Source organism: Neobacillus pocheonensis (assembly GCF_050477905.1).
Lineage (GTDB): Bacteria > Bacillota > Bacilli > Bacillales > Cytobacillaceae > Neobacillus > Neobacillus pocheonensis_A.
The window spans coordinates 60006-76770 of the sequence record NZ_JBCNAD010000001.1 but is presented as its reverse complement, the minus strand read 5'-3'; the positions used below and the strand labels follow the sequence as shown (position 1 = coordinate 76770).

At 40.3% G+C, this 16765-nt stretch carries 13 protein-coding genes and 1 pseudogene; 13 read left to right on the top strand and 1 reads right to left on the bottom strand.

What is annotated here, in order from left to right:
• Positions 1–107: 107 nt before the first annotated feature.
• From flgM to ABES02_RS00380, 7 genes are all read left to right on the top strand, one after another.
• Entirely contained in the window at positions 108–371 is a 264-nt protein-coding gene (gene flgM, locus ABES02_RS00410; protein WP_430129292.1) for a flagellar biosynthesis anti-sigma factor FlgM, read from the top strand.
• The gene (locus ABES02_RS00405) at positions 368–844 is read left to right on the top strand and encodes a flagellar protein FlgN (protein ID WP_430129289.1); all 477 of its coding nucleotides are present in this window, start codon (positions 368–370) and stop codon (positions 842–844) included. The genes flgM and ABES02_RS00405 overlap by 4 nt, the downstream gene beginning before the upstream one ends.
• Positions 845–870: 26 nt before the next feature.
• Positions 871–2319: a flagellar hook-associated protein FlgK gene (flgK, locus tag ABES02_RS00400; RefSeq protein ID WP_430129287.1), complete on the top strand. Its 1449-nt coding sequence runs from the start codon at positions 871–873 to the stop codon at positions 2317–2319.
• Between the two features lie 12 nt (positions 2320–2331).
• A complete protein-coding gene (gene flgL, locus ABES02_RS00395; RefSeq protein WP_430129284.1) occupies positions 2332–3210 on the top strand; it encodes a flagellar hook-associated protein FlgL in 879 nt (292 codons plus the stop codon).
• 241 nt (positions 3211–3451) lie between these two features.
• Complete coding sequence (locus ABES02_RS00390; protein WP_430129281.1) at positions 3452–4453, top strand: nuclease-related domain-containing protein; 1002 nt, start codon at positions 3452–3454, stop codon at positions 4451–4453.
• Between the two features lie 265 nt (positions 4454–4718).
• Positions 4719–6356, top strand: a complete 1638-nt coding sequence (locus ABES02_RS00385; protein ID WP_430129278.1) for a flagellin — start codon at positions 4719–4721, stop codon at positions 6354–6356.
• A gap of 89 nt (positions 6357–6445) precedes the next feature.
• The gene (locus ABES02_RS00380) at positions 6446–10426 is read left to right on the top strand and encodes an OmpL47-type beta-barrel domain-containing protein (protein ID WP_430129275.1); all 3981 of its coding nucleotides are present in this window, start codon (positions 6446–6448) and stop codon (positions 10424–10426) included.
• A 67-nt stretch (positions 10427–10493) separates the two neighbouring features.
• Here the strand turns inward: ABES02_RS00380 and ABES02_RS00375 are convergent, their stop codons facing one another.
• The gene (locus tag ABES02_RS00375) at positions 10494–11156 is read right to left on the bottom strand and encodes a glucosaminidase domain-containing protein (protein WP_430129271.1); all 663 of its coding nucleotides are present in this window, start codon (positions 11154–11156) and stop codon (positions 10494–10496) included.
• A gap of 160 nt (positions 11157–11316) precedes the next feature.
• Here ABES02_RS00375 and ABES02_RS00370 point away from each other — a divergent pair, with 160 nt between their 5' ends.
• The 6 genes and pseudogenes from ABES02_RS00370 (at position 11317) to fliD (ending at position 16765) form a co-directional block, all read left to right on the top strand.
• Positions 11317–12348: a flagellar hook-length control protein FliK gene (locus ABES02_RS00370; RefSeq protein ID WP_430129268.1), complete on the top strand. Its 1032-nt coding sequence runs from the start codon at positions 11317–11319 to the stop codon at positions 12346–12348.
• 13 nt (positions 12349–12361) lie between these two features.
• Positions 12362–12781 (top strand): flagellar hook capping FlgD N-terminal domain-containing protein, encoded by a 420-nt coding sequence (locus ABES02_RS00365; protein ID WP_430129265.1) that lies wholly within the window; start codon positions 12362–12364, stop codon positions 12779–12781.
• Positions 12782–12799: 18 nt separating this feature from the next.
• Positions 12800–13627, top strand: a complete 828-nt coding sequence (locus tag ABES02_RS00360; protein WP_430129263.1) for a flagellar hook-basal body complex protein — start codon at positions 12800–12802, stop codon at positions 13625–13627.
• Between the two features lie 60 nt (positions 13628–13687).
• Entirely contained in the window at positions 13688–14608 is a 921-nt protein-coding gene (fliM, locus tag ABES02_RS00355) for a flagellar motor switch protein FliM (RefSeq protein WP_430129260.1), read from the top strand.
• A gap of 121 nt (positions 14609–14729) precedes the next feature.
• A pseudogene (gene fliN, locus ABES02_RS00350) lies at positions 14730–14972 on the top strand (flagellar motor switch protein FliN); the annotation flags it as partial.
• 233 nt (positions 14973–15205) lie between these two features.
• Positions 15206–16765, top strand: coding sequence for a flagellar filament capping protein FliD (gene fliD, locus ABES02_RS00345; protein ID WP_430129257.1), 1560 nt, complete (start codon positions 15206–15208; stop codon positions 16763–16765).

Genomic DNA, 16765 nt, shown 5'->3' with positions numbered 1-16765 from the left:
TCTTAATCCATTTATGAAAAGACTTTTAATAGTTAAACACTTCTTGATAAAATGTCGATAATACTTAGTAGATGTACTTGATTCGGGGTTAGAAAGGGGAAGTACAGATGAAAATCAATGACTTTAACCGTCTGCAAGGACTGCAATCCTATAAAAATAACATCAGCAAACCAACTCAGCAGGAAGTAACAAAAAAAGTGCAAGTAGATAAAGTGGAATTTTCACCAGCTGCCCAGGAAAAAATTAGTGCGGAAAGAGAAAAAAGAATCCAAGCATTGAAGGAACAAATCGAAAATGGCACATATAAAGTGGATAGCCAAATGATTGCTGAAAAATTGCTTTCTTCTTGGAACAAAGGAACTGAACAATGAAACCATCTGAACCGCTGAAAACCATTTTACAAGAAATGATTACGGTATATGAAAAGTTGCTGGATGTAGGCGAAGAAAAACAACAGGCCATTATAAAAGGTGACCCTGAGCAGTTGCTGTCCATTTTTCCAAGAGAGTCCGTTTTGATCAAAGAAATTAGTTTGCTCGAAGGGAAAAGACAGGCCGAGACGCTTGTCTTTCAATCTGTTTCCTTGAGCCAGATGATCGAAAACACTTCTTCGGCAAATGACAAGGAGGAACTGTTATTCTATCAAAATGAATTAAAGGGAAAGTTGAAGGAATTAGAGTCACAGCATCAATTGAATCAGCGACTGATTGAGACGTCGTTACAGTATATTCATAATATGCTGAGTCTATTTACACAAAAACAAGACCAATCGATGACATATTCGGCAAAGCCTTATGCCAAAGAAAGCATCCATTCCAGAAGCTTCTTTGAGGCAAAGGTGTAATCACTACAAGGAAGGAGGAAAGGAAAATGCGTTCTACCTTTCACGGACTTGAAATTGGAAAAAGAGCCATCTTTGCTCAAGCTACGGCACTAAGTGTAACCGGGCATAATATCGCCAATGCCAATACCGAAGGCTACACGAGGCAAAATGCAATCACGCAAGCTTCCAATCCACTGTCATATCCCGGTATGAATGTGGGAAACGGCCCTTTGCAGATCGGGACAGGTGTCGAAACAAAGGAAATCAATCGGATTCGTGATTCGTTTTTAGATGGACAGTTTCGCAGTCAAAATGAACAGCTCGGCTATTGGAATGTGAAGCAGGATACGCTTTCCAAGATAGAAGAAACGTTAAACGAGCCTGGAGACAATGGCCTGCAAGCAAGCCTGGACCGCTTTTGGCAATCATGGGAGGATCTTTCGAAGGAGCCGGACAGTCTCGCCTCCCGGGCCGCCCTGCTTTCTAATGCCACAGCCTTGGCTGGGCGGTTTAATCAAATCTCAGATTCTATCGATAATCTGAGCACGGATTTGCAAAATCAGCTTTCTACTAAGATGCAGGAAATGAATAATCTGACGAAGCAGGTCAGCAACTTGAATTTGCAAATTGCCAAAATTTCTGCGGCTGGACAGCAGCCCAATGATTTAATGGACCAACGCGATTTATTAATAGATAAAATCTCAAAAATGGCGGATATCCAGGTGAAGCCTGCGAACAATGGAATGGTTGATATTTTCATAGGACAAGAGTACCTGGTCAAGGGTGACCAAAATTCACCTCTTTCCTTTGATTCGGCGATGAATCAACTATCATTGGGCGGGAAAAGCATTTCATTGAAATCCGGGGAAATTACAGGAATGGTCGAATCGCTGACAAAAGATATCCCCTCGTTTATGGCAAAAATCAATGAGCTTGTGACGACGTTTAGTAAGGAAGTCAATCAAATTCACAGTGATCCTAGTGCGATGAATTTGGACGATATTCAAAATCGAAAGAATGACCCAAGTGCGGCGCTTGACCAAATTCCGTTTTTTGTGGCGAAGGGCGGTACGAGCGATCCGGCAACGGCCGGAGAAATCAGAGTTAATCCTGCCATTGTGGCCTCCTTAAGTAAAATAGCGGCTGCACGAGCGGCAAATGTTAGTGATGCAAGTAATGCCAATTTACTAAACAACTTAAAGTTTAAGAATGTTTCTTTTTCTAATCAAACGACGACGTTGAATAATTTTTACCGGACAATTGTTGGCGATCTTGGGATCAAAACGCAGGAGTCAATCCAAATGGAAACGAATTCGGAGGCATTAGTGCAGCAAGCAGAAAATCGCAGACAATCGGTTTCCGGTGTGTCCATCGATGAAGAAATGACCAATATGGTTAAATTCCAGCAATCGTACAATGCTGCATCCAGATACATTTCCGTAATGGATGAAGTACTTGATAAGTTAATTAATGGAACCGGCCGGGTTGGTATCTAGGGGGTGAATGGATTGCGTGTCACACAGAATATGTTAAGCACACAGGTTATCAGGAATATTCAAACGAATTACCGGGCAATGAGCAGCTATCAGGAGCAAATTTCTTCTGGGAAAGCGATTAATCGGGTTTCCGATGATCCCGTGAAATCGGTGCAAATTATGTCCTACAAGTCGGCTTTGGCGGAAACGGAACAATTCAAGCGGAACGCCGAAGATGGGTTGAATTGGCTCGAAACAACCGACAATGCCCTTGATGATTTAACCCAGGTATTGCAAAAGGTTCGCGAACTGACGGTTCAAGGCAGCAATGGCGTCAACAATCAAGATTCCTTAGATACGATTGCGAAGGAATTGAAATCCTTAAAAGGTAACATCGGCGATATCGCCAATGCCAGACTGGGCGATCGCTTTTTGTTCGCGGGAACTGATACCGATACGGCTCCATTTGAGAATGGCGGTTTCGTGAGTTCGAATGATCAGCAACTGAATTGGAATGTCGGACAGGGTATTTATATGAAGGTCAATGTGAACGGAACGGACATATTCAATTTTCAATCGGGAGGTTTCAATCTTGTTGAAACGGTTGAAAAAATTGCCGGTGAACTAGAGGCTGGCCATGACCCGCAGCAATATTTAGACCATTTGGATAAGCAATTGAACAATCTCCTCGCCCATCGCTCGATTGTTGGCTCCAATGTGAATCAATTGGAGATGATGGTCAACCGCCATGATCAAACAGAGCTTTCAACCAAAAGCATGCTATCGAAAACGGAAGATGCAGATCTGACGAAGGTAATTACCAATTTTACCACGCAGCAAACGGTCTTGAATGCTGCGCTATCTTCCGGTGCAAAGGCAATCATGCCAACATTGGTGGATTTTTTGCGATAGGAGTGTCTCGAATTTTTTTCGGGGCTCTTTTTTTTACTTAAATATGGATTCGCCGATATATTGGAAAATTCGCCGATAAATCTCCAGATTCGCCGATAAACCATGTAAATTAGCCGATAAACACTCAAAAAGCGCCGATAAAATAACTGGTCAAAAATTGTTAACAAATTTCGCTAAAATTCGGCAGGTATTTCAACTTCTTTTTAAGAATTTTACAGGTAAATTGAAAGGAGTGATCGTTTTGATAGTAAAAGAAAGAAAAATTCCATTGGTAATTCTCATTTTAGAGGCATTATGCCGGCGTCTTCCACTGAATTTCCCAAAATACCAGCAAATTTTAGAGGAACTTGGAAGGAGGCAAGCTGGATACCAAGGAGAAGTAGCTCTTGATTATTATTTACGCCTCCTCCCGAATGATAAATACTTGATACTCCACGATTTATACCTCCCTGATGGTGACTATAACTGTCAAATTGACACCCTTCTCCTCACACCAGAATTCGCCCTAATTATTGATGTGAAAAATATGGCCGGTAAATTGATATTTGATACCGAAAACAGGCAGTTTATGCAAATCATTAATGAAAAAGAAAAGGGTTACCTTGATCCAATCTCTCAAGCTGAAAGGCATCAAGAATACATAAAGAAACTAATGGCAGATCATAAATTTCCACCAGTTCCTGTTGATTATTTAGTGGTGATTAGCAATAATTATGCCTCCTATGTTATATCAGGCAAAGACGCTTATAAAGTGAAGCCGCGGGTATGTAAATCAGATGCGTTACTAAACAAAATTCAGTTTTTCGAAAATATGTATTCAAGTCCACTCTTAACCTCAAAAGACCTCCGAAAACTTAGCCGCCTCCTCGTTAAAATGAATACAATTCCGACAAACTACATTTTGACTAAATATGGAATTAAAAAGGAAGATATCAAAACCGGTGTGTTTTGCCCCACCTTCGATCATATTCCACTCATTCGTAAGAAGCAGAAATGGTTTTGTCCTATTCCTACCTGCGGCCATTTTTCAAAAGATGCTCACCTAAACGCTCTCCAGGACTTTTTTTTACTGATCGATACGAAAATAACGAATCTACAGTTTCGGGAGTTTTGCCACATAAAATCGGAGGATGTTGCAAAGAGACTCCTTCGCTCTGCAAATCTTAATAGTTCTGGAACAAAAAAGGGTCGAGTGTACTTTCCAAACGAAGATTTCTTCAGGGGAAATTCAATTCGCCGATAAATTGGGAAATTCGCCGATAAATGCTTCAGATTCGCCGATAAAATGAAAAATTCGCCGATAAATCACTTAGAATCGCCGATAAATTTGTAAACAAGTTTTTTCCTATCAAATTTCTGCTTTTTTTTGTAAATTCTCGTACAAAAACAGCTATTTAAAATAAAAAATATCAAAAAATCCCTCTCCACGTGCTGAAAAATGTCGTTACTTACTAGTAGCAAGACAAAAACAAATAAAAATTTGTCAAAACGACTAGGAGGAAAACGAAATGAGAATCAATCATAACATTTCCGCACTAAATGCTTATAATCAACTAAGTGCAAACTCATCGGCTTCATCGAAAAATTTGGAGAAATTGTCTTCGGGCTTACGTATCAACCGTGCAGCTGATGATGCAACTGGTCTAGCAATCTCTGAAAAAATGAGAGCTCAAATCCGCGGTTTGGATCAAGCACAGAAGAATGCTCAAGACGGGATTTCGTTAATTCAAACTGCCGAAGGTGCGTTAAACGAAACACATAGTATCCTACAGCGTGTTCGTGAACTTTCGAACCAAGCGGCAAATGGGACTTCAACAACTCAGGATAAACAAAATATCCAAACAGAAGTTAATCAATTAATTGATGAAGTGGATCGAATTGCAAATAATACCGAATTCAACAGCTTTAAGATTTTAAATGGTGATATCTCTAAAACTGCTAAATTTGCTCAGTCAACAGGTGGATCTGTAGCTAATGTAATTTCTTCTTCAACTGCTGCTTCTGGAACCACTACTGTCACTACAGGTACTGCGTTAACCGCTGATACTGCAGCAGTTTGGCAAACAGGTGCATTAAAAGATTACACTTCAGGCGTTGCAGCCGCTGTTACTAACAATACCAAACTCACAGATCTCGGAGATGCAAGTGGAAACTACGGGCTTAAAGTGGGCGATGAAATTACTCTATCCGCAGTAGTAGGTGGCGAAGTAAAGAATGCAGTTTATGTAGTGTCGGCTAACAGTACTTTAGACGATTTTATGTCCACTGTAAAAAATACATTAGGGTCTAGCTCAGTAGCAATGGACACTGCAGATGGTGTTGGTGATTTTGGATCTGATCTTGATGCCTTAGGTCTTGATGCGCCAGTGTCTGGGCTTAGTACCGATGGAGCAATGTTAATTACTGGTCAAAAAGGTGCAGCTAATGACATTAGCTCATTCAGCATCACAGCAACTTCATCAGAAGGTATTGATCGTACATCATTTAATAGTTCATTGAACACAGGGAAAAATGGCGGGTTACAACAACTTCAAGTTGCAGCAAACAAAGGTGACTATGTAGCACAAGTTGACATTGGTCCTGCTGGAGCTAGTGCTGGAGATGGAAGAATTGCTGTCCGCGCAAACTCGGTTGTACAAGTATCTAATCTGCAACTAACATTTAACGGTTCAATTGTTGACGCTGCCGGAAATCCTGCGAATAATCAGGTTTCTACTATCACAGTAGGTTCAGCAAACAATACTGTATCGATTCATGTGGGAGCAAATGAGGGACAAACTCTAGAAATTGGCATTAATGCAATGGATTCGGTTGCATTGGGTCTAAAAAACAATGGTGTAAATATTTCTCTAATGAGTGAAGTTAGCGCTGAAAAAGCGATTAAGGTTCTTGATTCCGCTATTAGTACAGTTTCAACTGAACGTTCTAAACTAGGGGCTGTCCAAAACCGTTTAGAGCATACAATTAACAGCCTTGGTACTTCTTCAGAAAACTTAACGGCTGCAGAATCCCGTTTAAGAGATGTTGACATGGCACACGAAATGATGGAATTTACGAAAAACAATATCCTTTCTCAAGCTGCACAATCTATGCTTGCACAAGCTAATCAACAGCCTCAAGGTGTATTACAGCTTCTTCGTGGTTAATAACGGGTTATTCCAATTGAAAAGAAGTCTCTTGCAAGAAGGGGCTTCTTTTTAAGCTACAGATAAATAAGTGAAAGGGAGGAAGAGGTATGCAAAAAATAAAGAAAAAACTTTCTTTATTCGTTTTAGCTGCTTTAATATTGCAATTATTTTCACCAGTCACGTCTGTATTTGCCGCAATAACTTTACCAGCCCCTGATAATTTTCGCTATGTTCTTGATGGGATCGATAATGTCATTTTAAGGTGGAACGATGTAAATGGTGCAACTGCTTATCGGATTTATGAGATTAAAGACCAAGACAAAGTTTTAATCATTCAAACAACGTCACCTAATCGTTATCTTGCAGGTGTTAAAGAAGGTTCTCATACTTATGGGGTTACTACCGTTAATAGTACAGGAGAGTCACAGCTTTCATCGTTGTTGACCGTCGAAATAAAATATCCAACTATGCAACCTCCTAACGGACTATCTTACAGTGTTGTAAACGGCAATGATGTTTCGTTAACCTGGAGTGCAACGGAATTTGCAACTAGTTATAAGGTTTACGAAGTAATTAATGGCCAAAGGCAATTAATTGCTACACCGACCAAGGCGAGCCAATATTTTTCGACTGTATCAGAAGGGGAACACCTTTATGAGGTTACTTCTTACAATACCCAGTTCGGTGAGTCCACATCAAGTTCTATTAAAGTAAACGTTATATATCCTGAAACGTCTGCTCCAACAGGGATAAAGTCTTATATTAACAATGTCAATAATGTTATTTTAAGATGGGATCCGGTGCAAAATGTCACTTCTTATAATATCTATGAAATTGTTGATGGGAATAGAAAACTTGTCAATTCTACTACAAATACAAACCAGTATGTAATAAACGTTTCTGCTGGATTTCATGTTTATGAAGTAACGGCCTTATCAAAATTTGGGGAATCAAAAACAGGAAGTCAAACTAAAATAGAGATAGTTTATCCAACATTACTACCTCCTGGCCAAATTTATTCTTATGTCTATAACGGAAATGATCTTTTGCTCATGTGGTCTGCAGCAGACTATGCAGACACTTATAAACTTTATAGGATAGTAAATGGTCAGAAGGAATTAATTGAAACCACTTCAAATCGTTCCCATTACTTTACTAACCTTCCAGAAGGGGACTATACTTTTGAAATCGTTTCTGTAAGCGAGCGATTTGGGGAATCCACACCTGGGACATACAACACAACAATTGCGTTTCCTGTAATACAAACTCCAATTGCTTATGCAGTAAAGGATACAGAAAACAGTGCGTCAATTAGATGGTCTTCGGATCCGTATGCAACTGAATATGAGGTTTATAAGCTTATAGATGGTGTGCCTAACTTAATAAAGACCACTACTAATAATTCATACTATGCTACTGATTTAGAACAAGGGAAACATGAGTACGCGATCATCGCGAAGTCTGAACGTTTCGGTTCATCCCCATATTCTAATATTGTTGTAGTAGATGTTGCTCCAGTTTTAAGGGCACCACAAGATGCTAAACCAGAAGTAAAAGACAAATCCGTCAACCTTTCCTGGGACACAGTCCCAGACGCAGACAAATACAACATTTACGAAGTAGTTGACGGTGAACGAGTTCTAGTAGGAACCACTACCGATCCAAACTACACACTAAATAAACCAGAAGAACAAGGCACGCACGAATATCAAATCGTTCCAGTTACAAAAGACGGAACAGAGTCAATCGACTATGCTACTGTTACAGTTGATATCAATCAGCCTTCTGACGTAACCCCGCCGGTTACATCTGCCGACACAAAACTTGAATGGTCAAAGGACGATGTTTCAGTTACTTTAAGTGCTACTGACGACTTAAGCGGCGTTAAGAGCACCTATTATTCTATTAATCATTCAGAATTTGCAGAAGGAACACAACTAACCCTCAATCAAGCAGGAGTTAACACCGTTTCATTCTATAGTGTGGACAATGCTGGAAACGTTGAGGAAGTTAAAACAATTGATGTCAAAATTGACAAACAAGCGCCAGAAACGGTGATCAATACAAGCGCTTACTGGTATAACAATGATGTAAATGTCAATTTAACAGCTACCGATGATCTATCAGGAGTAAAAGCAACCTATTATTCTGTTGATGGCTCAGAATTTGCAGAAGGAACGAACTTTGCTCTTGAAAAAGAAGGTGTTCATACGGTTTCCTTCTACAGCGAAGACAACGTTGGGAACGTTGAGGAAAAACGGACCGTAGAGGTGAAAATGGATAAACAAGCTCCAAAAACTACAGCAGATATTAAAGATAATAGTTTGGTGGAATTAACAGCCACTGATGATCTTTCCGGAGTTCATGCAACCTACTACTCCATTAACGGATCTGATTTCACAGAAGGTACAAGCTTTGTAGTTGATCAACAAGGAGTTAACACCGTTACTTTCTACAGCATCGATAACGCCGGCAATATGGAAGCTAAGCAGACAATCGAAGTAATCGTAGATAAAACTGCACCAGTCACTGTAAGCAATCTCGAAGATAAATGGTATAGAGACTCTTTGAATGTAAAACTGACAGCAACCGATGATCTAAGCGGTGTAAAAGCCACCTACTATTCTATCGATGGCGCTGACTTCAACAAAGGAACCAGCCTGACGATTGAAAAAGAAGGCAAACATGAAGTTACTTTCTACAGTGTCGACAACGCCGGAAACATAGAGGAAAGACATAAAGTAGCAGTAAACTTGGACAAAACTGCACCAACGACAGTAAGCAATCTCGAAGATAAATGGAATACAAACACCGTGGACGTAAAACTGACAGCAACCGACGATCTAAGCGGAGTAAAAGCCACCTACTATTCTATCGATGGGGCTGACTTCAACGAAGGAACAAGCCTGACGGTTGAAAAAGAAGGCAAACACGAAGTTACTTTCTACAGTGTGGACAACGCTGGAAACATCGAGGAAAAACACACAGTAGCAGTAAACGTGGATAAAACTGCTCCAACGACTGTAAGCAATCTCGAAGAAAAATGGCAGACAAACACTGTGAACGTTGAACTGACAGCAACCGATGATCTAAGCGGTGTAAAAACCACCTACTATTCTATCGATGGCGCTGACTTCAACGAAGGAACAAGCTTTACGGTTGAAAAAGAAGGCAAACACGAAGTTACTTTCTACAGTGTCGACAACGCTGGAAACATCGAGGACAAACACACAGTAGTAGTAAACGTGGACAAGGCTGCTCCAACTACAGTAAGCAATGTCGAAGATAAATGGTACACAGATACTGTTAACGTTGAACTGACAGCAACCGATGATCTAAGCGGTGTAAAAGCCACCTATTATTCAATCGACGGAGCAGCCTTCATTGAAGGAACTCTCCTAAAAGTAGAAAAAGAAGGCAAACACACTTTAACCTTCTACAGCACAGACAACGCTGGAAACATTGAAGCCAAGCATACAGTCGAAGTAAACGTGGACAAAACCGTGCCAACGATTAAGGCAGATCTTCCAACGGAGTTTGCACTTGGTTCAAGCGTAGAGCTTAAATATGAAGCGGCGGATAATCTCTCTGGCATTAAAGAAAGCTATGTCGAAGTCAATGGCGTCAAGAACACAACAGGAAAAATCACCTTTGATAAACCTGGCGATTATACAATTAAAATTACGGCCATCGACAACGCGGGATTAAAGACGGTCGTAGAAAAAACAGTATCAACCTATATTCAAGCGACGATCGAAGTTACTCCAAAGGTCATCAACTGCAACAATGGTGAATTTACTGTAAGAGCTACATTGCCAAAAGGCTACAGCTTTGCAAACGTTGACTTATCTACCGTAACAATTAACAACGTGCATGCACTGAGCGATAGCAAGGGCTTACAGAACCAAGCAAAGAATGGCCAATTTAAATTCGAGCGTGATGACTTTATTTGGGACGAAAGCAAAGAGCTACTAGTTTTCCGTGCAAAGGTTGGCGGTGTTCTAGTGGTTGGAAGCACCACAGTCGATGTGATCAATAATCAAAAAAAGAGCTGCGACAATAACTGGCTATTCGGTTTCTTGTTTTAAGCTTGATTGAATAAACAAAAAAGAGGATGTCCCAAAAAGCTTAGCTTTTAGGACATCCTCAACCTGCTTATGATGAAAAAAGAGAATGAAAGTAGTTGTTGACACCTTTTACCCAGTGATTGTTTAATCCGGTCGGATCGTTGTCTGCACCGATAGGCGCATATTTGGTACCGATTTTGGCAATCGAATCGAACCCTTTATCTAAATAATTCTTTCTTAGATTTCTGGCCATATCGAAGATGCTCTCAGCAACTGTATCATACTGTTTTAGGCCGTCTCTGCCCATCATTCCGGCAATATTATTTTTTTCATTAGCCGCCCTTGACTTGCCATTTCCAGATTCATGAATAGCGACCGAGGCAAGTAGATTTGGATTTATATTATATTTTTTCCCAGCTTCGATAAAAAGTTCACCCAGATCGGCTAATTTTCCTTTTAAGGTTGAATTTAATTTTTGTAAAGAGGCTTCGGTATAATCCAAGGTCGTTGATGCACCTAATACATGGGAGTAATCCTTTATCGCGGGAAGAATCGTATTTGCTGCAAAAAACTCCTTATTTAGATTGGTATTAATCCGAGATTGTTTCTCCAATACCGATTGCAAAATAGCTTCAAAGATATTTCCTGTTGGGAGAAATGGTGTAACACTAGCAATATCTGAATTATTTTTTGAGATTGAAAGCAGTGCGATATTTTTAAACCAGTCTGAAGAAACGGGACCTATACTCATTGTTTTTGCTCCTGTAGTCAGTTTTATTATCTATTATTTTACTCTATTTCAAAAATAGGGTAAATCTTACAAGCGGAAAATTTTTCATTTTTTATTGTTATTCGACCATAAAAAACTTATTTTAGAAATAGAGTATCCTCTACCTGAAAGGAGAAAATTTGTGATTCAATCAGCATCCTTGAATCCAACCCGTCACAAATTAAGCAGTCATGCTAATCCGGATCAGCAAAATGCTGGCGCGTTTATGGAATTTTTGAATGGGTTAATAAAAGAGACAGAACCCGGCAGCCAAACCAATGATCTCATTTCGGTGATGAATGGATGGTTTGCACAAGTGAACGAGCAAAACGGTCCAATTGCTAATCAAACTGAACAAGAACAAAATGATGAAAACAAACCGCAAACGAGAAATGACCTGATAGCTTTTTTAAGTGTATTTTTCCAAAACAACACCGATCCTGGCAATCTGTCACAATTACAAGGTGATTTACATAATACCCGCAATCTGCAAGAGATGACCTTTGACAAATTACCGCGGCTGCTGTCAAGTGACACGGAAAATAAAGCGGCGGCGCCATCCTTGCAAAAAGCCATGGAGGTCCCATTCCAGTCACCTTTTTCAGAAAAAACGTCAAACCAAGATTTTGACTTCCAGCCCAAATTTGACGGGAAAGAGGTTGTGTTTCAATCAATGAATGCCGCGCCAGATGCCAAGGTAGACCGGCCGAATTCACCCAAGGTTTCAGTCAATCAGTTTATTACTGAAGTAGTAGAATTATTGAAAAATCATGCGAGTCTAAAAAAAGCGTCTGAATTTGTGGAAGCGAAATTTTCACTGACTCCTGAAAAGCTTGGGGATATTGAAGTGAAATTGTCGATTCATAAAGGCCAAGTAGTGGCACACTTTACAGCCGAAACGCTTCTGGGAAAAGAATCGTTGGAAGCGCAACTGTCACAATTGCGCTCTTCGCTTTCGCAGCAAGGTTTTCAAGTGGATAAAATCGAGGTATCTCTTGGCGGCCAAGGATTCCAGCATTCTTTTTCACAGCAGGAGGGAAAATCGCGCCAGGAACAATCTCAACAGCGTTTTTCCAAAAAGAAAATCAGCCTGGAGGAGTTTTATCAAAGTCATACCACAATTGAGGATTATAGACAAAAAAGCACGGAAACCACGATTAATATTCTTGCTTAAAGGAGTAAATAAGGTGACAACGATTAATTCCTTAAAAATGACGACTGGCAGCACGACCCAAAACCAGCAAAAGAGCCAGGTAGATAAAGATCTTTTTCTTAAAATCTTAACTACGCAATTACGAAATCAAGATCCTACCCAGCCAATGGAGGACCGCGAGTTTATTGCCCAATTAGCCCAATTTAGTACGCTTGAACAAATTTCCAACATGAATCAAGCCTTTAACCAGTTCTTGGTCACACAACAAGGAGATATCAGTCAGTATTCGATGATGATCAATAAGGAAGTTTCGTGGATTAATGATGAAAAGGGCGGACAGGAAACAGGCGTAATTAAAGGGATTGTACGAAAAGAAAATCAATTCTATTATCAAATTAATGATCTAGAAATTCCAGTTGAAAACATCACTTCGGCTAAACAATTCGAATCATAATCATTGGAGGTAAAGAAAATGCTGCGTTCATTAAATTCAAGCGTATCTGGAATGAAAGCATTCCAAAATAAATTAGATGTCATCGGTAATAATATTGCAAACGTAAATACAGTTGGTTTCAAGAAGGGCCGGATCATGTTTCAGGATGTATTAAGCCAAACGGTCCGCGGCAGTTCCACTCCTAATGGAAACGCAGGAGGAACGAATCCTGTTCAAATCGGTTTAGGAGTAAAAACAGCCTCTGTTGATACGATCCAAACACCAGGCAGCCCGACCACGACGAATCTGTCGTCTGATTTATATATTGATGGCAATGGCTTCTTCGTGGTACAAAACGATAATGGCTCCAAATACCTGACACGGGCAGGAAACTTTGACCGGGATGCCAATGGCGATCTCGTGACTTCACAAGGATATAAGGTTTTGGGGATTAATCCTACGACGAATGCCGTTGGGCCAATTAATATTGATTCGGATTTGTATGTATCTTACACGATTGATTTTAATGGGGTTGTGAAGGGGGTAGCGGCAGACGGTACGACAACAGACATTGCTACATTAGGTACAGTTGTTGTTTCCAATCCAGGGGGTTTGAAAAAAGTGGGCGGATCCATGTATGAATTAAGCGGAAATTCCGACCAGGAAACGAGGATTGACAATCTGATCAAAAAGCGACAGGATAATAATGCCGGTCAAATTGTTTCTGGCCAGCTTGAAATGTCTAATGTGGATCTTTCAGAAGAGATTACCGAAATGATTATCGCGCAGCGCGGTTTTCAAGCAAATGCCAAAGTGATTACTGTTTCTGACTCTATTTTAGAAGAACTTGTGAATTTAAAACGATAATAGAATAAAGGGCAAGGATTTGCTTTCCCTTGGATGATGTTACGGTGGTGAGGAAAAACTATGAAACTGTATGAAAATAACAATGACGTGAAAGTATACGATTTTAAAAAGGCATTACGATTGTCGATGGAACAAGTTCGGGTCTTAACAAGAATTCATGATAATTTTGCCTATCAGCTGGCTTCTGCCATTTCGACGCAATTAAGGACGATTGTTCAAGTCGAGGTGGTCTCAGTCAATCAAATGATCTATGAAGAATTCATTAAAGAGCTACCACCCTTTACAATTTTAAATATCTTTGAAACCTCGGAAAAAGGCCGGATGATCATGGAACTAAAGTCGAAAATGGCCTTTGCGATTATTGATCGTTTATTAGGAGGCCGGGACCTGGCCGATTCCGCTATTGAGAAAACAACTTTAACGCAAATTGAAAATAAAATTCTTCAAAAACTGTTTGAAGGTTTTGTGGATAACTTGAAAAAATCCTGGAAAGATTTAATGAATGTGAATTTGACTGCGGTTGAGATTGAAACTAATCCACAGTTTTTGCAAGTTGCGATTCCGAATGAAACTGTCATTGTTATTGCGTTCAATATCAAGATTGGCGAAATAGAAGAACTTATGCATATTTGCATTCCTTATATTATTTTAGAGCCATTCCTGCCCAAATTATCATCCTATCAACTATTTTCAAACCGTAATAAAACGAATAGTCCCGAGGAATCCAAATTATTAAAGTCCAAACTGCAGGAGTTGGAGATTCCGCTAAAAGTAGAACTGGGGCGCTCCAGCATTACGATAGAAGAGTTTTTATCCTTGAGCGTCGGAGATATCGTGCAGCTCGACCAGCTTTATGAGGAACCATTAAAGGCGATGGTCGGCAAAGATGTAAAATTTCTTGTTAAACCTGGTGTGAAGAAGACCCGGCTCGCAGCTGAAATAGAAACTGTTTTTGAAAAAGAGGTAAAAAAAGATGAGTAATGATGGAAAAATTACAAGAGATGAACTAGAGGCTTTGTTAGGGGAAAAGGAAGAGGAAACCAAGCCGTTTTTATTTAAGGACTTAGAAGAAAAACCTGAAAAAGAAGAAGCAGACGATTCCATCAACATGAACCTCCTAATGGACATTAATTTGGAAGTGGTCGTGGAGTTGGGCAGAACCAAGAAGAAAATAAACGAGATTTTAGAGCTGTCCCAGGGTTCGATCATCGAATTGGACCGTGTGTCGGGGGAACCTGTTGATTTGTTAATCAACGGAAAAATCGTCGCCAAAGGGGAAGTTGTCGTCGTTGATGAATACTTCGGTATTCGCATTACGGAAATATTGACTAAAACGATAAATTAATCGATCAAGGGCTGATTCCATGTGAATCGGCCTTTTTTATGTGGGCAGAGTGCCCATCCAAGTATTTTTAACTGACCAACGGGCACTGTGAACAGCCCAGGATGCCCGTCCAAGTCATTTTTCCAGTCAATGGTCACTATAAATCCCCATTGTAGTTTTAATTAAACACTATACGTGCACTTCCAAAATGCCGTTAACCGTTTATAGATACTAAGAGTTCGGAGGGTAACAGAATGATTACAAATAATCTTCGGTTTTCCGGGTTGGCTTCCGGAATGGATACGGAATCACTTGTAAAAAAATTAATGGATGCGGAAAAAGTGCAATTAAATAAGGTGCTGCAGAACAAGACCAAGACCCAATGGAAAATCGATGCTTATCGGGATGTGAATACGAAATTCCTGGATCTGCGTTCAGCGATCGAGAATCTAAGGCTGGAGTCGACTTTTACCAAAAGCAAATTGGCCTCTTCTGATAGCAGCAAGGTGGATGTAACCTTGAGCGGCGTACCGAGCCGAAGTGACTACATTATTTCTGACGCCAAAGCCTATCAGCCCGGGGCACCTTCTTCCGTCAAATTTGCTTCCTCCTCTTTAAGCAGCGATACGGTTGAATTGGGTGCAGGACAGGGCTTTAGCTTTACATTGAACGGAGAAACGATTAATCTTACCGACCAAGACTCAATGAAAAGCTCGATTAGTAAAATCAATGCTTTAGCCGATAAAACGGGTGTTACCGCAAGCTTTTCAAGCGGTGACCAGGCGATTGTTTTTACATCCAAGGATGCAGCGACAACTATTAGCATTTCCAACGTTACAAACAGCAATAACCTGCTTAAAATCGCGCCGGGAATTATCAGCGAAACGCAAAACGATTTCCCGGCAGGCAACCTAAGTGGTGCGACCGGAAGCTCGGCAGTGAAACCGACCGATGGGCAGGTCACAATCAACGGGACAACACTTACCCTAAAAAGCAATCAGCTAACTTATGACGGAATTACCTTTACCATCAAGGGCGACATCCCGGCTGGCGGCACTGTAACAATTACGAAAAAGGCTGATGTGGATGCCATTTTTGATGGCATCAAAAGCTTTGTTGATAAATATAACGATACCGTTAAAACCTTGCGCGATACATTAGGGGAAAAGACTTACAAAGATTATTCACCACTGTTGGATGACCAGAAAAAGGATATGAAAGATAAAGAGATTGAATTATGGGAGGAAAAAGCGAAAAGCGGCTTATTGCAAAATGATCGCATCATTTCTTCGGCACTAGACAAGTTGCGGTTAACACTATACTCCAATGTCCGTGATCCAGATCCGGCCAAAATGAACAGTCAATTTGATTCGCTGGCCGAGATTGGCATCACCACAAGCTCCAATTATAAAGATAACGGTAAGCTGGTCCTGGATGAAAAAAAATTAAGAGAAGCGATTGAAAATAATGGGAAGGAAGTTTCCCTCTTATTTTCAAAAAAATACGATACAGGCAAGGCCGACAACAACGAGGCCAATCAGCCTGATGAATTTAACAATAGCGGCATTGGCTGGAGATTGTACGACCAAATCAATGAAACGATGAAGGAAATCACCAAAACGGCGGGTTATTCGAATGACGCTTACCTTACGAAATCACTAAGCCAGCTTGATAATCAAGTCGATTCCTGGGAGAAGCGATTGCAGCGAAAAGAAGATTACTATTGGAAGCAGTTTACGGCGATGGAACAAGCCATCCAAAAATCAAACTCACAAAGCAGCTGGTTAATGCAGCAAATGGGCGGTGGAATGTAA